At 29.2% G+C, this 18,306-nt stretch carries 15 protein-coding genes; 4 read left to right on the top strand and 11 right to left on the bottom strand.

From position 1 onward, the window contains the following. Positions 1 to 50: 50 nt before the first annotated feature. From C4N20_RS12050 to C4N20_RS12030, 5 genes are all read right to left on the bottom strand, one after another. The gene (locus C4N20_RS12050) at positions 51 to 749 is read right to left on the bottom strand and encodes an ABC transporter ATP-binding protein (protein ID WP_005976685.1); all 699 of its coding nucleotides are present in this window, start codon (positions 747 to 749) and stop codon (positions 51 to 53) included. Next, positions 749 to 1,504, bottom strand: a complete 756-nt coding sequence (locus C4N20_RS12045) for an ABC transporter permease (RefSeq protein ID WP_005976683.1) — start codon at positions 1,502 to 1,504, stop codon at positions 749 to 751. Before C4N20_RS12045 ends, C4N20_RS12050 begins: the two co-directional genes overlap by 1 nt. Beyond that, positions 1,479 to 2,426, bottom strand: a complete 948-nt coding sequence (locus tag C4N20_RS12040; protein WP_005976681.1) for an ABC transporter substrate-binding protein — start codon at positions 2,424 to 2,426, stop codon at positions 1,479 to 1,481. The genes C4N20_RS12045 and C4N20_RS12040 overlap by 26 nt, the downstream gene beginning before the upstream one ends. Before the next feature lie 13 nt (positions 2,427 to 2,439). Continuing rightward, positions 2,440 to 3,129, bottom strand: a complete 690-nt coding sequence (locus tag C4N20_RS12035) for an ATP-binding cassette domain-containing protein (RefSeq protein ID WP_005976679.1) — start codon at positions 3,127 to 3,129, stop codon at positions 2,440 to 2,442. A gap of 237 nt (positions 3,130 to 3,366) precedes the next feature. Next, a complete protein-coding gene (locus tag C4N20_RS12030) occupies positions 3,367 to 4,554 on the bottom strand; it encodes a dicarboxylate/amino acid:cation symporter (RefSeq protein WP_005976677.1) in 1,188 nt (395 codons plus the stop codon). A gap of 285 nt (positions 4,555 to 4,839) precedes the next feature. Here C4N20_RS12030 and hflX point away from each other — a divergent pair, with 285 nt between their 5' ends. Continuing rightward, positions 4,840 to 6,639 carry a GTPase HflX gene (gene hflX, locus C4N20_RS12025; RefSeq protein ID WP_005976675.1) on the top strand — a complete coding sequence of 600 codons (1,800 nt, stop codon included), beginning with the start codon at positions 4,840 to 4,842 and terminating at the stop codon, positions 6,637 to 6,639. After that, positions 6,633 to 7,988 carry an MATE family efflux transporter gene (locus C4N20_RS12020; protein ID WP_005976673.1) on the top strand — a complete coding sequence of 452 codons (1,356 nt, stop codon included), beginning with the start codon at positions 6,633 to 6,635 and terminating at the stop codon, positions 7,986 to 7,988. The genes hflX and C4N20_RS12020 overlap by 7 nt, the downstream gene beginning before the upstream one ends. A 71-nt stretch (positions 7,989 to 8,059) precedes the next feature. Here C4N20_RS12020 and C4N20_RS12015 read toward each other — a convergent pair whose 3' ends face one another. The 4 genes from C4N20_RS12015 to bioB all read right to left on the bottom strand — a co-directional run bounded on the left by C4N20_RS12015 (position 8,060) and on the right by bioB (position 11,922). Further along, on the bottom strand, positions 8,060 to 8,752 hold the full coding sequence (locus C4N20_RS12015) for an L-2-amino-thiazoline-4-carboxylic acid hydrolase (RefSeq protein WP_005976671.1): 693 nt from the start codon (positions 8,750 to 8,752) through the stop codon (positions 8,060 to 8,062). A 141-nt stretch (positions 8,753 to 8,893) separates the two neighbouring features. After that, positions 8,894 to 10,261, bottom strand: a complete 1,368-nt coding sequence (gene bioA, locus C4N20_RS12010) for an adenosylmethionine--8-amino-7-oxononanoate transaminase (protein WP_005976669.1) — start codon at positions 10,259 to 10,261, stop codon at positions 8,894 to 8,896. A 1-nt stretch (position 10,262) separates the two neighbouring features. Beyond that, positions 10,263 to 10,949, bottom strand: a complete 687-nt coding sequence (bioD, locus tag C4N20_RS12005; RefSeq protein ID WP_005976667.1) for a dethiobiotin synthase — start codon at positions 10,947 to 10,949, stop codon at positions 10,263 to 10,265. Then, complete coding sequence (gene bioB / locus C4N20_RS12000; RefSeq protein ID WP_005976665.1) at positions 10,936 to 11,922, bottom strand: biotin synthase BioB; 987 nt, start codon at positions 11,920 to 11,922, stop codon at positions 10,936 to 10,938. Before bioB ends, bioD begins: the two co-directional genes overlap by 14 nt. A 152-nt stretch (positions 11,923 to 12,074) precedes the next feature. On the opposite strand from bioB, the gene C4N20_RS11995 reads away from it, so the two are divergent. Then, complete coding sequence (locus C4N20_RS11995) at positions 12,075 to 12,929, top strand: WYL domain-containing protein (RefSeq protein WP_005976663.1); 855 nt, start codon at positions 12,075 to 12,077, stop codon at positions 12,927 to 12,929. Positions 12,930 to 13,002: 73 nt separating this feature from the next. Continuing rightward, on the top strand, positions 13,003 to 13,203 hold the full coding sequence (locus C4N20_RS11990) for a hypothetical protein (protein WP_005976661.1): 201 nt from the start codon (positions 13,003 to 13,005) through the stop codon (positions 13,201 to 13,203). Between the two features lie 71 nt (positions 13,204 to 13,274). On the opposite strand, the gene C4N20_RS11985 is transcribed toward C4N20_RS11990, so the two are convergent. Both C4N20_RS11985 and C4N20_RS11980 read right to left on the bottom strand, forming a co-directional pair. Next, positions 13,275 to 15,131: a sensor domain-containing diguanylate cyclase gene (locus C4N20_RS11985; protein ID WP_005976659.1), complete on the bottom strand. Its 1,857-nt coding sequence runs from the start codon at positions 15,129 to 15,131 to the stop codon at positions 13,275 to 13,277. A gap of 70 nt (positions 15,132 to 15,201) precedes the next feature. Then, on the bottom strand, positions 15,202 to 18,279 hold the full coding sequence (locus C4N20_RS11980) for a bifunctional diguanylate cyclase/phosphodiesterase (RefSeq protein ID WP_005976658.1): 3,078 nt from the start codon (positions 18,277 to 18,279) through the stop codon (positions 15,202 to 15,204). Positions 18,280 to 18,306: the final 27 nt, after the last annotated feature.

Raw genomic sequence — 18,306 nt, 5'->3', positions numbered from 1 at the left:
ATCTCTCCTTAAACAATACTATTCTGTATTATATCTTTAATTTTAAATAATTACAAGAATAATTTTTCTATTTCATCTTTTAACTTTTCTTTTTTTTCTATGTCTTTTTCTTTTGGATAAGGATTTTCAAATATTTTTTTTATTTTTGTAGGTTTATTACTAAATACTACTATCTTTTCTCCTAAAGAAACAGCAGATTCTATATCATGAGTTATAAAAATCACTGTTTTATTTTCTATATTTTGAAGCTTTATAAAATACTCCATTATCTCATTTTTTATTTTTATATCTAAAAACTCAAATGGCTCATCCATAAAAAGATAATTTGAAGGAAAAGAAAATGCTCTTGCTATTCCTACTCTTCTTTTCATTCCTCCACTAAGTGTATTGGGATATTCATTCTCTATTTCATTTAAGCCAACCATTTCAAGATATTTTTTTATTCTCAATTTAAGCTTATCTGGTGATATTTTTTTCTTCAATACAAATTTCAGATTCTCATAAACTGTCTTCCATGGAATAAGAGTATCTTCCTGAAAGATATATGACATTCCATTTTCATATTCAGCTTGAAAAATTATTTCCCCTTTATAATCTTTTATCTTACCAGCTATTATATTAAGAAGTGTACTTTTTCCTGATCCTGATTCTCCCAATACAGCAGTAACTTTTCCCTCTTCAATATCTAAAGTTATTCCATCAAGTACTTTTTTATCTCCATAGGATTTAACTATATTTATAAGTTTCATTACAGTTTCCTCCATTTTGTAAGTTCTTTATTTAATTTTTTTAAAGATATATCCAAAAGAAAATTTATCAAAATAACAATGATTATCCATGCAAAAATAGAAGAACTTTCCAAATATATTTTTCCCATAAATATTTCTCCTCCTATTGAAAGAGAACCTTGTGACAAAACCTCTCCTGCTATAACTACTTTTAAAGTTAAAGCTATTAAAGCTGGTATTCCTGATGAAGAAAAATAATATACCCCTGGAATATATATCCCTTTTAGAATATCGATTTTTGACACTTTGTATATATCTGCCATTTTCAGTAAATCTCTGTCTATTGAGTCTATACCTCCAAGTATATTCTCATATATTAATGGAAGAAGTATCATTATTCCAGTTATTATTGGAACAGCTTCTACATTGCTCCAAATCAAAACTAATATTATTACAGCTATTGTAGGAATGGATTTTAAAAATGAAAAAAATGGAAAAAACAGAATATAGAAAAACTTATATCTATATGAAAGAATACTGCATAAAATCCCTATCACTAACGATATCCCTATACTTATTCCTGTTCTTTTTAAAGTATGAAAAACTATGGATAAAAAATCCTTCCCTTTTATTATATCTATAAGAGCTTTAAAAATACTTGGTATACCTGGAAATATCAAGTCATTCCCTACTATTCTTGATACGATTTCCCATACAATTATAAACAATAAAGGTGAGAGAAGTAGCCATCTACTTTGACATAAATATTTTCTCATCTGGAATTTTTCCTCCAATTGCCTTGCTGTTAGTTTTTTCTATCTTTTCAAAATATACTTTATATGCTTCTCTACTGTCACCAGCTGGTACAAATTTTATATTTGCTCTTTTTATAACTTCGTTTAAAATACTCATATCTATTGTTATTTTAGATTCAGCTGTATATTTTTCTTTATCTGAATTTTTTCCATAAATAAATTCTATACTATTTTCTAATTCTTTTACAAATTCACCTATAAACTCTGGATCTTCTTTTATAAGTTCTTCTTTTGCAACCAGGGTAGATTGAGGAAATCCCGTATTACTTCTAAAAGCTTTTTTCCATTCCTCATTCATATTAAAGATTATTTTACTCTTATTATCTTTTGACATTATCTTACTTAAAACAGGCTCTGATATCATTGCTATGTTTATTTTTCCAGCAAGATAGAGAGGAGCAAGCTCATTTCCTCCTGATAAATAATTTATTTTCAAATCTTTATCTGGATTGATTCCGTTTTCTTCCAATATACTTTGAAGTATTATATCAGGTGTAAGTCCTTTTCCAATAGTATATATTTCTTTTCCCTTTAAATCTTTTATATCTTCAATATCTTCTCTGCTTATTATATAAAAAGATCCCCATCCTACAGTTCCAATTATTTTATAATTGAGATTTTTATTGTATAACTGTCCTGCAAGATTCGATGGAACTATTCCAATATCACTCTCTCTTTTTAAAAAATTCATTACAAGAGATTCAGAAACTTTCTCCAGTTTATATTCTATTTTTTTACCAGATATTTCTTTATCATCACTTATCATTTTTACTACACTGAGAGCAGGCAGCCCATCAGGTGAAGTAAATTTGACAATATCTTTTGAATATACTGTTGTAATAAAAAAAAGCACCATAAATAGAGCTATTATTGTTTTTCTCATTTTTTATACCTCATTATTCCTTATCTTTTATGAAATCTTTGCAATCTCCAAAATAGAAAGTTTTTTCTTTTCTTCTTAAGAATAGAAGTTTATTTGCAAAATTAGATATCTCTTTTATATTATGAGTTATGAAAATAACAGTAATCTCTTTTTCATCACATATTCTTTTTATTGTACTATAAAAATCCACTTTACTCTTTAAGTCAAGAGCTGAACTTGGGTTGTCTATATATATCAGCTTAGGCTCAGTTATAAGATGTTTTGCTACATTTATTTTTAACTGCTGAAGTGCTGTAAGTTTACTTATTTTTTTATCTTTTAATTCATATAAATTAAAAAGTTTTAAAAGTTCGTCTACTTTCTCCCAGTCACTTTCCTCCAGACATCTTCCTCTTTTTCTCGAGATCATACCAATAGCAACAATCTCTCTGGCAGTTCCCGGAAATTCTTCTTTTATCTGCATTATATTTTGTGGGATATAACTAACCTCACCTTTTCCTATATTATGATAAGAAATATTTCCAGTTATTCCAGTATTTACCAAACCTAACAGTCCTTTTATAAGACTACTTTTCCCAGAACCTGGAACTCCACCAATAGCAAGATAATCCCCTCTTTCGATATCGAAAGAAACATTTTCCAGAACTTTTCTGTTTTTTATAGTTAGTCCAAAATTTTCCACTGTTAATATGATATCATTCATTTTTTAACCTCCTATTCTTAAATCTAATTTTTCCCTTATATACTATTATAACACATTTATCCATTTTTTGATAAACATAAAATTTTATAAAAAGTAAAATATTTTTATATTGAGGTTTAATATCATATAAAAAGAGAGTGGAATTATATCCACTCTCAACAATTTACCACTCTTTTATTTCAATGTTCTAGTTTTTTTATCTAGTATTTAGAAGCATCAGCGGCCATTCCGATACTTTTATACTTCTTCTTTTTTAGGAGGAATTAATTTAAATCCAGCAATTCTGTTTACGATTATAGAAATGGCTCCATCTCCAGTAACGTTACAAGCAGTTCCAAAACTGTCTTGAGTTAGGTATAAAGCTATCATTAATGATGTAAGTTCAGGACCAAATCCTAACATACTTTCTAATAATCCCAATGCTGCCATTACTGCTCCACCTGGTACTCCTGGTGCTGCTACCATTGTTACTCCCAACATTAGAATGAATCCAAACATTCCTGAGAATGTAATCGGCATTCCATGCAGCATCATTACTGCCATTGAACAGCTTACTAATGTTATTGTACTTCCTGATAAATGAATAGTTGCACACAATGGAATTGTGAAGTCAGCAATTCCTTCGTTTACTCCATTTTCTTTAGTTTGTTTAAGAGTAACTGGAATAGTTGCTGCTGATGATTGAGTTCCGATAGCTGTGAAGTATGCTGGAAGCATTTTTCTTATTAATAATATTGGATTAGCTCCTGCTAAAGTTCCTGCTATTGTATATTGAACTAGCAAAATTACAAAGTGAAGAATTATGATTATTCCAAATACTTTTGCGAATACTGACATGATTTTTACTATTTCTCCAGCATAAGTCATATTTGCAAAGATACCTGCTACATATAAAGGCAAGAACGGAATAATAATATTAGTTATTATCTTTTCAACTATTGTCTGTATTTCATTCATGAAATTTTTAAGAGTTGTTCCTTCAACTACTGCAATTCCGATACCAATAACAAATGCCATAAGTAATGCTGTCATTACTCCCATGATTGGAGGCATATCAACTGTTAAATATCCACCTAAAAGTCCTGCTTCTGGATGACTTCCCTCTGCTAGAGCTGCTCCAGCTGGAAGTATTTTTCTAAGTAAGATAGAATTTGTAAAAAATGCCAATGATCCAGACACAATTGTTGAACCATATGCAAGAACTGTAGTAACTGCCAGCAGTTTCCCAGCTTTTTTACCTAAGTCTCCAATACCTGGTGCTACGAATCCTAAGATTATCAATGGAATTACAAATTGTAAAAAGTTTCCAAATAATCCATTAAATGTAAGCATAATTCTAAGTAATGGAATAAATCCTATTTTACCTACAATAATACCTGCTATCAGACCTACTATAAGTCTTGGTAGTAAACCGAGTTTTTTCATTTTTCCCACCTCATTAAGTTTAGTGATACTTTTCTGGCTTTAATGCCTATTAGAATATATACCATAATTTTATCTTTTAATCAACCCTTTATTCCGAAAATAAGATAAAATTTTTATATTTGAAACATATTATAATTATATAACTCTGTATTTTCAATACATTGAAGCATGCTTTCATTAAAATAAAAATTTATTTTTTTTAGAGATAGATGAGTCATTTTTACTTTTAATAAAATTATGATATAATATGTTGCTAAATATTTGAGTTAAAATGGAGTGATTTTTATGATAAAAGGAAATACAGACGGGATCAAAGATTTTATTTTAAATGAACTAGATTCTCTTCACGATATAACAGTTGAAAAAAATAAAATAATAGAACCAGAAATGCTTGCTCTCATAGCTTCAGTGAGCAGCAGAATAAACAGAGAAATTAATATCGCTATTGACAGAAAAGGAAATGTTACTGAAATCTCTATCGGAGACAGCAGCAGTGTACAGCTTCCTTTTTTAAATGTACAAGAGAAAAGATTAAGTGGTGTGAGAGTTATTCATACTCATCCAAGCGGAAGTTCAAACCTTTCAAATATAGATATATCTGCTCTAACTAAATTAAAATTAGATTGTATTGTTGCTATTGGTATAAATGAAGATTATGTCACAGGAATGAGTATTGGATTTTGTAGTGTAGATGGAAATGATCTTTCCCATGAAGTTGTAGGTCCTCTTTCTGTAGAGGAAGTTGTAAATTATGATTTTCTTTCTAAAATTGAAGAAATAGAAGGATTTCTTAGAAAGAGAGATGTTGTTGAAAATGATGACGAATATGCAATTCTTGTAGGGTTAGATGATAATGAAAGCCTTGATGAACTGGCTGAATTAGCTAGAGCATGTAATGTTAAAGTTGTAGCTAAATTTTTCCAGAAAAAAACAAGAATCGATCCATGTTATTTTATTGGACCAGGAAAAGCACAAGAACTTGCTGTTTTTAAACAATTAAAAAAAGCTAATCTTATCATTTTTGATGAAGAGCTAAGTGGTATGCAGGTAAGAAATTTAGAAGAGCTTACAAGTTGTAAAGTTATTGACAGAACTATTCTTATTCTTGAAATATTCGCTACAAGAGCCAGAACTAGAGAAGCTAAAATACAAGTAGAACTTGCACAGCTTAAATACAGAAGCAGCAGACTCCTTGGATTTGGTTCTACAATGTCTAGAACTGGTGGTGGAGTAGGAACTAAAGGACCTGGAGAAAAGAAACTTGAAATTGATAAAAGAAGAATAAGAGAAACTATATATGATCTTAAACAGGAATTAGAAAAGATAAGAAAAACCAGAGTAACTCAAAGAGAAAAAAGAGATGAATCTGGTATACCAAAAATATCTTTGGTTGGGTATACAAATGTTGGAAAATCTACTCTTAGAAATTTACTTGTGGATATGTATGCAGCTGACAACACATCTAAAAAAGAAGCTGTTTTTGCTGAGAATATGCTTTTTGCTACTTTGGATATCACTACCAGAGCAATAGTTCTTCCTGATAAAAGAGTGGCCTCTCTTACTGATACTGTTGGATTTGTCAGAAAACTTCCTCATGATCTTGTGGAGGCTTTTAAATCTACTCTTGAAGAAGTAAGTTTTTCTGATTTGATTATACATGTTGTAGATGTATCAAGTGAAACTGCTCCAGAACAAATCTTAGCTGTTGAAAAGGTGCTGGGTGAATTAAATGCTTTAGATAAGCCTTCTTTCCTTGCATTAAATAAATTTGAAATGGCTTCGCCAGAACAAATAGCTGCTATAAAGGAACAATTCAGCAGATATCAAATGATAGAAATCAGTGCTAAAGAAAATAAAAATATTGATGAATTTTTACAGATGACTGTATCTCTTTTACCACAAACTACTAGAAAATGCACTTACTTAATACCTTACAGTGATACTTCTATGGGAGCTTTTCTTCATAGAAACTCCATTATTCAAGAAGAGGAATATGAGGGAGAAGGTGTAAAAATAATAGCTATAGTCAATGATGAAGTATACAACAAATGTAAAAAATTCATGATTGAGGAGAATATATGTTAAAAATAATACTGGAAATCTTAAAATTAGCTCTTCCAGCAGTTGGGGAAATGATTCTTTATATGATGATATGGGTACTTGATACCATAATGATTGGAAAACACAGTGGTCAATTAGGAGTTTCAGCTGTTGGACTTAGTTCAGAGGTAATGTACACATTTTCAAATATAATTGTGGCTATGGGATTATCAATTTCTATTACTTCAATAATCTCAAGAGCTATTGGTGGAAAAAATTATGAAAAAGCAAGATTAACATCTGATATAGCATTAAGACTGGGACTTATATTTGCTTTTTTAATGGGAGGGATTTTCTTTTTCTTCCCTCAGAAAATCTTAACAATTGTAGGGGCTGAAAAAGATATTTTATCCCTTGCTGTTAAATACATGAGAATATGTTCTATTGCTGTAATGTGCAATATGACAACTAATACATTTAATGGAATATTCAGAGGATGTAAAAATACTAAAACACCTCTCTATACAGCTATAATAGTAAATATCGTAAATTTATCTCTTGATTATATCCTTATCTTTGGTAAATTTGGTGCTCCAGAAATGGGAGTTGTAGGAGGAGCTATTGCTACCGTTGCAGGAAATATCTGTGGACTGATATTTACATTGAGCCAGTTAAAGAAAATACCTTTTAAAATAAATCTGTTTGCTCCATTTAATAAAGAATATTTTAAGGAATTAGTAAGATTAACTATTCCTTCTTCTTTACAGGAAGGGGCTTTCAGCATAAATAAACTAATAAATGTGGCTCTTATTATGGCACTTGGAAGTTTATCATTTGCTTCCAATCAGATAGCTATCACAATTGAAAGTATATCTTTTATGCCTGGATGGGGATTTGCTATTGCTTGTACTTCTCTTACAGGATATTCTATTGGTCAAAAAGATTATGCAAAAGCTAAGACTTATATAAATTACTCTATATACCTTGCTTCTGGTATCATGGGATTCTTTTCTATAATATTTCTTATTTTCCCAGAAAAACTCATTTCTCTTTTTATAAAGAGCAGTGAAACTGAAGTAATTGCTCTGGGAACAGCCTGTCTGATGCTTGCTTCAATTGAGCAGATACCTATAGCTATCTCAATGGTATTGGGAGGAGCTTTGAAAGGGACTGGAGACAGTAAGACTCCATTCAAGATAGTTTTATTCACAAACTGGGTAATAAGACTCCCTCTTGTGTATTATTTTATTTATTTAAGAAGAAGTTCTGTTACATATTTCTGGAAGATAACAGCTCTTCAATGGATAATAGAAGCTATCATTATTTTCATCGTGTATCGTCATAAGTGGAAAAAATATTATCAGGTAGCAGATTTAAAAGAAGAAATTGCATAAAAGAATATAAAAGGGTCTGTTGCAAATTAGTTGTTTATAAACTAAATTGTACAGCCCCTTTTAATTATATTTTAAATTAAATTAAAATCTGTTTTTAAATAAGAAAGCAGCCTCTCTGCCATTTCCTCTCCATATTCTCCAGCAAAATCTTTCAGCACTTTCAAAGCAATCTCTTCTCCTTTCACTTTAAAAATAGCTGTTGTTATCTCCTTAAAAGTTTTATAGCAATGTCCACAATGATAATCAAATTTTTTTATATTTTCTGGATTTCTTGTAAATTCCTGATCTTTTTTCAAGTGAGCTTCTTTCATAATTTGAATACAGCAATCATGTTCATACATACTCTGAGGAACTTCAAAGACTAAGTATGGATTAAAACCTCTCACAATAGCTTTATCTAAATGAGTACAATAAACAATTCCTGCTTTTGCTAAATTCATTTTTTTAAATTGTGCTGCCCATGGACACTGTAAAATTTTTACTTCATAGTCTGGAGAAAATGTTACTTCTTCAACTTGATTAACTGCTCCTTCTTTTTTTAATGTTTCACTGCTTATCCATTCTCCATATTCTTTGTATACAGCAAATGTAAGTTGCTTATTGTCTCTTATTGCTCTTTGAGCCATTCTGGAACCCCTTTGTTCAGCATAACGCTGTGTTGCCATGACAAAAACCTGCTCTCCCTGTTTTCCATAAGTTCCTACAAGCTCTTTATAAAATGAAGCTGCTATGAAAGCATGGTGCTTTTCTGTAAATTCTTTCATAATTCCCTCCTAAAACTTATTTTTTTCTGTTTAGTTAATATTATTATACAACATTTTAGTTTTTATTTTATTAAATTAAAATATTATTCTTAATCACAAAAAAGAGGCTTAAAAGAATTTTTTTCTTTCAGCCTCTTATTTTTATTTATTATTTCTTTTTTCTAGGTATTCTTCAATAGATTCCTTACATATCAAAAGCATCTTATCTATCTCTTCTTCAGTTATAGTATAAGGCGGCATAAAATATATAATATTTCCAAGAGGTCTCAACAACGCTCCCTTTTTCAACGCTATTTTATATATTTCATATCCAGCTCTTTCTTTAGAATCAAAAAGTTCTTTTGTATCTTTATTTTTTACAAACTCCATTGCTCCTATAAAACCTATTTGTCTGTATTCTCCGATATTTTTATTGTCTTTAAACAGCTCCATAGCTTTTTTTCTAAGATATTCACCTTTTTTCCTTACTGTTTCAAGAACGTTTTCTTCTTCAAATATTTTCAATACTTCCACAGCTATTCTGCATCCCAATGGATTTCCAGAATAAGTGTGAGAATGAAGGAAAGATTTTCCCTCTAAATAATCACAATAGAATGCTTCATATATTTTCTGCGTAATCCCTACTATTGACATAGGATAATATCCTGCTGACAACCCTTTAGCCATACATATCATATCTGGTGAAACTCCTGCATGCTCCATTGCAAACATTTTCCCTGTTCTCCCAAATCCAACAGCTATCTCATCGGCTATAAGGTGAATATTGTATTTTTGTGTTATTTCTCTCAGCTTCTTTATATATACAGGGGAATATATTTTCATTCCTGCTGCCCCCTGCACCATAGGTTCAATGATAACACTGGCTATCTCATTATGATTTTCCTCTATTATCTTTTCCATGTTTTCAAAACATTCAGCTTCACAGCAATCAAAATTTTTACCATATGGGCAGTAAAAACAATCAGGTCCTTTTGCTTTTATTCCCTCTTTTATAAGAGGTTTATATAAAGTTGTAAATAAATCTACATCTCCAACACCTAAAGCTCCAATTGTTTCTCCATGGTAGGCATTAGCAAGTGAAACGAATCTTTTCTTCTGTGGATTTCCTGTTTGCTGATGATATTGAAAACTAAGCTTCAAAGCCATTTCAATACTTGATGAACCATTGTCAGCAAAAAGAAATTTTTCTATTCCCTTTGGTACTATTTTATACAGTCTTTCTGACAGTTCAATAGCTGCTTCATGAGAAAAATTTACAAAAAGTACATGTTCCAATTTATTTATCTGCTCTGTTATAACTTTATTTATTCTCTGATTACAGTGTCCAAAAAGATTTACCCACCAGCTTGATACACAATCCATATATCTGTTTCCAAATTCATCCTCCAGATATATTCCCTCTGCCTTTGTTATTACCATAGGTGGAAGATCTTCATAATCTTTCATCTGTGAACATGGATGAAATATATATTTTAAGTCCTTCTCTTGCAGTTCACTGATTTTATTCATACTATTTTGCATCTCCTTTTAAAAACTTTAAAAGATCCATCTGGTCTATTGTTTCCTGTCCATATTTCAATAACAGATGATTTTCTATCCCGCTCATCTGCATTATAATATTTCTGTTATCCTCTTCATAACCTGTTCTGTCATATGATCTTTCTACAGTATTGAATATAAATCCTTGTATTTTTATTCCCATATTTTGTAAAGCATTTACTGTAAGCATTGTATGATTTATACTTCCTACACGATTTCCTGTTACTATTATTACTGGAATATCCAACATTTTTACCAAATCATACATATAATATTTTCCTCTGACAATTGGAACAAAAAGCCCTCCTGCTCCTTCTACAATTAAAGTATCATATTTTTTATTTAACTTTTCCCAGTGCTTTTTTATTTTATCCGGTTTCACTTCCACATTGTCCAATTCAGCTGCTAAGTGTGGAGATACTTCAGCTCTTAACAGATATGTTGTCATATCTGTATCATATGGTATTTTATTATATTCACATAAAAATTCTACATCTGGAGAAACTAATTTACCCAGCATTTCAAAAGCTCCGCTCTGAATTGGTTTATAATATCCTCCATTTACTTTCTTTACTCCTTGATAAAGAAGGGTGCTCACATAGGTCTTCCCAATTCCTGTATCTGTACCTATTATAAAATAACCCTTATTTAAACTCATACCCTTCCCCCTCGATCATCTTTTTATCGCTTTCAATAGTGTTTCCTGTTGTTGTTAAAAAATTTCCTGTCAATGCTGAATTTATTCCAGCTTTTATTCCCAGATTTTGCAGTTCTCCTAATTTAACTCTCCCACCAGCATATCTCAAATATGTTTTAGGAAGTATAAAACGATATACAGCCATTGTCTTTACAAGCTCCATAGGCTCTACTCCTTCCATATCCTCCAATGGTGTTCCAGGTATAGGAGTAAGTATATTTATTGGAACAGAGAATACTCCCAGACTTTTTAGTTCAAAAGCCATTTTAATTCTATCTATTGGTGTTTCCCCTAATCCAAGGATACCTCCACTGCATACATTCAATCCTGCTTCTTTAGCTGCATTTATAGTATTCACTCTATCTTCGAAAGTATGAGTAGAACATATATTAGAATAAAATTCTCTAGAAGTCTCTAAATTGTGATGATAAGTAGTTACTCCTGCTTCTTTCAGCTTTATTAAAGCTTCCTTATCACATATTCCGTGAGAAGCACATAACATAAGGTCTGTTTTTTCTCTTAGTACTTTATAAATATTTTCTAGCTCCATCAATTCTTTTGAAGTAGATTTTAATCCTCTTCCACTTGTTACAAGAGAAAACCTATGCGCCCCTTCTGCTTCTACTTTTTTCGCTTCATCAAGAGCATATTCAGCAGTCACTAAAGGATATACATCAGCATTAGTTTTAAAATGTGATGATTGAGCACAGTATTTGCAGTTTTCACTGCATTTTCCAGATTTTGCATTTATTATAGTACAAAGATCAAATCTCTTCCCGCAAAATTTTTCTCTTATTTCATCAGCAGCAGAAAAAAGCTCATCCAAAGATATTTTATCATCATTTGATATAGATATCAATTTTTCAGCTTCTTCAAAACTTATTTCTTTTCCTTTTAAAATTTCTTCTTTTATATTTTTAATAAAATTTTTCATGATTTTAAGTAGCTCCTTTTTATGCTTTAAAAAAATTTCTCTACATTCAAATATATCATAAATTTCCAAATATTTAAAGTACTATGTATTATTGAGATTTTTTATGATAAAATGATTTATAATACTAAAATACAGAAAGCAGGTTTTGGATGATGGAAAAAAAAATAAGAATAACTCTTCTAAAGCAAGTCATGGAGATAATTGGCTCTGATCTTGATAATTTTAAAATAACAAAAAACTATCTCCTAAATTATATATTTGAACATATGAAAAATGAAAAAATAAATGATAATTTTTTCTTTGAAGGAGAAAAAACTGTTATACAATTCAATTTAAACAAAAGAAACCTCAGTACATATTATGATTTTTTACAAGAAAAAAATATACAGGTAGAAGCAGATTTTATAAGAAAACTTATTTATAAATATGCCAACCAGTCAAGAAAAAATAGAGAGCTTTTTATTTTTCAATCTATAATTGAACGGCTGGAATCAGCAATAAAAGATAAAAAAATCATAAAGATACATTTTAAAGACAGAAGAACAACCTCAGTTCTTCCATTCTATATTGGAAGTTCTAAACTTGAGCTTTCCAACTATCTTTTTTGTTATGATATAAATGAAGAAAAATACAGAAATTATAGAATAAGTAATATTGATACTGTTTTTATCACTAAAGAAGTAAAAATTTTAGAAGATATGAAATTTGTAGAAAAAGTCATAAAAGATTTTGATCCATTTCTTTCACAAGGAAAAGAAATAAAAGCTATCTTAACTCCAGAAGGTGAAAAAATTTTAAAAGAAGTTAAATTAAATCGTCCTGAAATTATCTCTAAAAAAGGAAATTTTTATGAGTTTCAATGCTCAGAAGAAAAAGCTAAAAGATACTTTACATACTTTTTGGATGAAATTGAGATATTGGAACCTTTAAGTCTACGAGAATGGTTTAAAAACAAATATTTAAATGCTTGTAAAAAATATCTTGACAATTCTCTTTTTAAAAAGTAAAATAATAAAAAATAAATTTCATACAAAGTTTCAGGAAATTTATTAATTTTATTTTTTAAAAGGAGTGATATTTATGACAGAAAAAAATCTTAATCTAATCAGAGAACTTGAAGAACAGATTGAAGATATCAAAATCAAACTGAAAGAAAGCAACTGTGAAGATGAAAAAGAAAAACTAGCTGATGATTATCAAAAAGTGTACATGGAATTAAATGAAGTGTATATGGAAAATGAAAAAATCGCAAATAGGTTGGAAAGAGAAAATGGACTATAGTACTGTTTGGAACATCCAATGAAAAAAGCTGACTAAATATAAATTTTAGCCAGCTTTTGTTTTTTTATCTGCTATTCTAAATAGATATGATATCCATTCCTTCCTGATTTTTTTACTTCATACATAGCTATATCTGCTTTTTCATAAAGTTCTGTAAATTTTCTTCCATCAGTTGGGGATATGGCAATTCCAATAGAAACTGAAGTTTCAACTTTCTTTTTATCTTTTTCATAAGAATCTCTCATCTTAGCTACAATCTGAGAAGCTACCCTAGCAACGTTTTCTTTATTCCCTATATCTAAAAGAAAGATTAATATTTCGTCTCCTCCCAACCTTGCTATAATGTCGCTTCTTCTTAAAGCTTTTCTTAATTTGGCAGCAGCATCTATCAATACTTTATCTCCCATAATATGCCCTAAACTGTCATTTATAGTTTTAAAGTTATCAAAATCCATAATCATTAAGGCGTGAATACTTTCTTTATACTGGGAATCTTTAAGAATACCTTCTATTATTTTGACTGCACTTTCACGATTATACAAATTTGTTAATGAATCTTTTTTAGATTTATTTTTAAATAATAATTCTTTTTTTCTTTCCTTTGTTATATCTACCATCATTCCTATTGTGTGTTCTATCTCCCCTTTATCATTAAAAATATTTGATAAAGTGCTTCTAAACCACTCTTTTTCATTGGTTTCTTTATTTTTCAGACAGAAAATAGAAGTTGTTGACTTAGCTCCAGCAGCAATACTTGCAAATTTAGCTTCTGTTTCTTCTTTACATTCTTCTAATAAAATTTCACTTTCAAAAAGACTTTCTGGTACATTTTCAATAACTTTAGGAAGGGAAGAAATTATTTTTTCACCATTTCTAAAACTTATCTTTCTATTTTTTATATCATAATCATATATTATTAAAGATGTTTCTTCAGCAGCTGTCATTAAAGTTTTTTCACTTATCTGAAGCTTTTTATTCTGTTCTTCTATAACTTGACGATTTTTTTTCATAAAGTGTATTATAATACTCAAAAAATATGCTATTGAAAGTATAATTACTCCCAAGTGGATATTAGTAAACCTTTTAATTTGGTTTATATTAGAACTTAATCCATTTTTAGAAATCATAGAAACTATATACCAGTCATTTATATTTAAAGGAGCAAAATATATTACTCTGTCTAAAAGATTTATACTATATCCCATATTTTCAATTTTATTGTTTTTGAAAAAATCTTGGATATTATCTACAATCTTTTCTCCGTTATCTTGTGATTTCTTAATCCATTCATAATAATTATTATCCTTAAAAAGAACCTCGCTATTGACAGATCTTATTAATATTCCCCCTTTGCTGTCAATGACATAAACGTATATTGTGTCTGTTCTTTCTATATCATCTAAATTTTTAAACATCTCTTTGAAATTAAATATACAAAAAAGAACCCCTATATATTTTTCTTCATCAAAAATAGGAATTTTACTGTATACATTATTTTTATATACATTCCAGTTTGTATTTTTCTCTTCTCCATTTTCAAATCTTAAATTCTTATAGAAATTTTCATCACTGTCATTTTTAGCAAACTCTATTTTAGAAATAATTTTTCCTTCTGTATCTACAATTCCAATAGCTCTAAAGTTAAAATTTTCCCCTACTGTTTTCACTAATTTTTCTATTTCTTCACTTCTTATATTTTTTTCATTTATTATATCTGTTGAAATTTCATATAATAAAGTATTAGTATCATTTATTTTCCCATATATAATATTTGTATTTCTTTGTGTTGAATTATCCAATTCACTCTCTATCATATTTAAGAAGAAAGTATTAACCTTTTTAGGAAACAGCATGACTGAATTCAACATCACCAAAAAAACACAAATACTTATTATCCACAATTCTGTCTTCATACCTTTTATTTTCATAAAACAGCAGCTCCTTAATTTCCAATATAACACTCTTATTTGATTTAGATAAAGCTTTTGAGATGCTATTTTAACTTTTATTTTTTATTAAAAAATTTTCAAATATATTCTTTTTAGGCTGAGGTTTACCAAAATAATAACCTTGAATATAATCAATTTCCAAATTACGCACAAGCTCAAATTCTTCCTTAGTCTCAATTCCCTCTAAACATACTTTTATATCTACTGAATGACAAATTCTTGTAATAAATTCAATAAAAGTAATGTCAAATCTACTTTTAACTATATCCTTTACAAAAGCACGATCTATTTTTACTATATTTGCAGGAACCTGTTTCAATATTCCCAGCGAGGAATAACCAGTTCCAAAGTCATCCATTGCTGTTTTTATCCCCATCTCTTTCATTTGGCGATATCTTTCATGCAATGTTTCAATACTCTTTATTATACAGCTTTCTGTCAATTCTAAAATGACATTCTCTGGTGGAACATTCTCTTCAGAAATTATATTTTTGACATCATTCAAAAAATTCTCATCTAAAAGTTGTATAAATGAACAATTTATACTAACAGTTATATTTTTATCATACTTCAGCATCTCTTTGCAAGTTTTTAATGCTTCCTTCAATACCCATTTACCTACTGGAATTATTAGTCCACTCTCTTCCAATATTGGTATAAACTCTTCTGGGGAAATGCTTCCAAATTTTTCACATTTCCATCTCAACAAAGCTTCTACTCCTTTTAACTTTGTATTTTTGCAAAATACTTGAGGCTGATAGAATACTTCAAATTCTTCAAATCCATTTTCTATACTTTCTCTGATACGACGAAGTATTTCTAAAAAACGTGATTTATGCTCTAATATATCATTAGAAAAAAATACTATCTTATCTTTTCCACTTTTTTTAGCATACTGCAAGGAATAATCTGTATATTTATATAATTCCTGATAATTATTTCCATCTTGCGGATATAATGAACATCCTGCTGAAATAGTTACAAAAGCTTTTGATTTTTCAAAAAGCTGCTGACGGGAAAATTTCATTTTTATTCTGTCATATATATTCTGTAATTCATCATGATCTGTATTTTCAACAAGAATTCCAAATTGATCTCCATCCAGTCTATATGCTAAAGCATTTCTTGGAAGAGAAGACTGGATTATTTGAGCTGTCATTTTTAAAACTCCATCCCCAAATTCTCTATCATACATTTCATTTACCTGTTTGAAATCATCTATACCTAAAATCATCATCCCAATAGTTTCAACTGCATAATCTTTTATTTTTTCCTCAAAAGATTTAGAAAACTCATTTATATTAAGCAGTCTAGTTACAATGTCTATTTTATTCTGTTTTCCCATTAAAGTCATTATACCAGCAAAAATACTTGGCTCTCCAACTTCATCACGCATTAAATGTCCACGGCATCTGAGCCACACATATTCCCCATCTTTATTTTTAGCTCTGAATTCTACCAAATGATAATCCAGCTGATCCTCTCCTATCTCCATATTTGATTGATAGAATTTTTCCCAATCATCTTCATGAACTATATTTTTCCAGAGAAAAATTGGATTTCTAATTATATCAGACGGCAGATTAAACATTTCTACCATTGCAGGTGTATACTTAAATCTCCCTGTTTTCATATTACAAATATAAATAAAATCATCAGTACTCATGACCAATGCCTCATATAGAAGATCTTTATCATAAATAAAATCTTTTTCATTTGCAGAAATTTTTACATTATTTCCACTTCCATAATTATCTATTTTATTTTTATGATATTTTAATTTTTGAAAATAAAGTTTTTTGTCAGCTCTTGCTATAATATCATTTTCAAAAATTTCTTCATCTGGATGTGTTTCTACCGTCCCAAAGCAGAAAGAGAAATTAAATTCTTTTTTCAGTTCTCTTTTTCTCGCTTTTAACTTATCAAGACATTCAAATAAAAGTTTAACAACTTCCTTTTCAGTTCTATCTTCAAATACAACTATGAAATTATCTCCTTCCAATCTGAATATAAATTCTTTTTCAGTTAGAAAGCTTTTTATCACTTTCATAGTTTCTATAATGACCAAATCCCCTTCAATATGCCCATACCTTTCATTGATCATTTTTAAATCATCCATATCTACTGTAGCCACTACAAAATTTTTTTTATTTTTCTTAGCCTCCTGAATAGATTTAGCCATTTCAGCTTTTCCAGCTCTCCAATTCAATGCTTCCTCACATAAAATATCCTGAACAACATTTTTCTTTAAAGTAAGTGTATCAGTTATATCAGTAGATTCTTGAAAGTGCACTATAGAGCCATCTGTCCATTTTATTAAACTATCATAGTTTTCGTAAGTTTTTCCTGTAATAGTTCCACACTCTCTCCATACTACACTTGACCTTTCATCTTTTTTATCAAGAAGTCTTGGTACAGGGCAGAAATCACATCTCTTACTCATCCCTTTTTGAAGAACTTTCCAGCATATTTTCCCTTCAGGTTCTTCAATATTATAACTTTCTTTCATTTTTTTATTCATGAACAGTATCTTATCATTCTTTATATCTGTGATGTAAAGATTTACATTCATATTATCAAGGATTTCATTGAATATCCAAGATTGTGTAAAAAATTCATCATATTTATATTTATTTGTATAAAATATTTCCATAACCAGAGCAAATGTCTTCAACAGTTTAGTTTCTTCTTTAATCCAGTTTCCCTTTTCTTTTTTCTTTCCAACTAATATCCCACCAATACAAAAATCTTCCTGAATATTTTTTACAGGAAGGAATATAAAATTATTTTGAGATGCATTGCCTATTTTATATATTTTCTCATTATTTTCTAAAGTAATATAATCTTCTGCTTTAGAAGCTTCTTCAAATAATCTAAAAAGATTGTTATATAAAAATTTTTTTATTGTAACATTATTTATTTCAGAGTTATTCCAAAAAAAATCACTTTTTATTTGCTTTTTGTTATTTAATATAATTACTCCCAATAAAGAAATATCACATTTTGCTTTCAAAACTTTTAGCATTTTTAATTTTTCCAAGTATGTATATTCATCTCTTTTTAACATTTTTTCTAAATTAAAAAAAGCTTCATAAACATTCTCCGTTTTTGATTTCCCCAGATTCATATTACCACCTATTTTGAATAGTCATAT

The organism is Fusobacterium ulcerans (assembly GCF_003019675.1).
Taxonomy (GTDB): Bacteria; Fusobacteriota; Fusobacteriia; order Fusobacteriales; family Fusobacteriaceae; genus Fusobacterium_A; species Fusobacterium_A ulcerans.
The sequence above is the reverse complement of the archived record's forward strand: the minus strand, read 5'-3'. Positions and strand labels throughout refer to the sequence as shown.

What these genes read in the sequence shown, in the direction of transcription:
- C4N20_RS12050 (WP_005976685.1), bottom strand. Translation starts at nt 749, where the DNA reads ATGAAACTTATAAATATAGTTAAATCCTATGGAGATAAAAAAGTACTT.
- C4N20_RS12045 (WP_005976683.1), bottom strand. Translation starts at nt 1,504, where the DNA reads ATGAGAAAATATTTATGTCAAAGTAGATGGCTACTTCTCTCACCTTTA.
- C4N20_RS12040 (WP_005976681.1), bottom strand. Translation starts at nt 2,426, where the DNA reads ATGAGAAAAACAATAATAGCTCTATTTATGGTGCTTTTTTTTATTACA.
- C4N20_RS12035 (WP_005976679.1), bottom strand. Translation starts at nt 3,129, where the DNA reads ATGAATGATATCATATTAACAGTGGAAAATTTTGGACTAACTATAAAA.
- C4N20_RS12030 (WP_005976677.1), bottom strand. Translation starts at nt 4,554, where the DNA reads ATGAAAAAACTCGGTTTACTACCAAGACTTATAGTAGGTCTGATAGCA.
- hflX (WP_005976675.1), top strand. Translation starts at nt 4,840, where the DNA reads ATGATAAAAGGAAATACAGACGGGATCAAAGATTTTATTTTAAATGAA.
- C4N20_RS12020 (WP_005976673.1), top strand. Translation starts at nt 6,633, where the DNA reads ATGTTAAAAATAATACTGGAAATCTTAAAATTAGCTCTTCCAGCAGTT.
- C4N20_RS12015 (WP_005976671.1), bottom strand. Translation starts at nt 8,752, where the DNA reads ATGAAAGAATTTACAGAAAAGCACCATGCTTTCATAGCAGCTTCATTT.
- bioA (WP_005976669.1), bottom strand. Translation starts at nt 10,261, where the DNA reads ATGAATAAAATCAGTGAACTGCAAGAGAAGGACTTAAAATATATATTT.
- bioD (WP_005976667.1), bottom strand. Translation starts at nt 10,949, where the DNA reads ATGAGTTTAAATAAGGGTTATTTTATAATAGGTACAGATACAGGAATT.
- bioB (WP_005976665.1), bottom strand. Translation starts at nt 11,922, where the DNA reads ATGAAAAATTTTATTAAAAATATAAAAGAAGAAATTTTAAAAGGAAAA.
- C4N20_RS11995 (WP_005976663.1), top strand. Translation starts at nt 12,075, where the DNA reads ATGGAAAAAAAAATAAGAATAACTCTTCTAAAGCAAGTCATGGAGATA.
- C4N20_RS11990 (WP_005976661.1), top strand. Translation starts at nt 13,003, where the DNA reads ATGACAGAAAAAAATCTTAATCTAATCAGAGAACTTGAAGAACAGATT.
- C4N20_RS11985 (WP_005976659.1), bottom strand. Translation starts at nt 15,131, where the DNA reads ATGAAAATAAAAGGTATGAAGACAGAATTGTGGATAATAAGTATTTGT.
- C4N20_RS11980 (WP_005976658.1), bottom strand. Translation starts at nt 18,279, where the DNA reads ATGAATCTGGGGAAATCAAAAACGGAGAATGTTTATGAAGCTTTTTTT.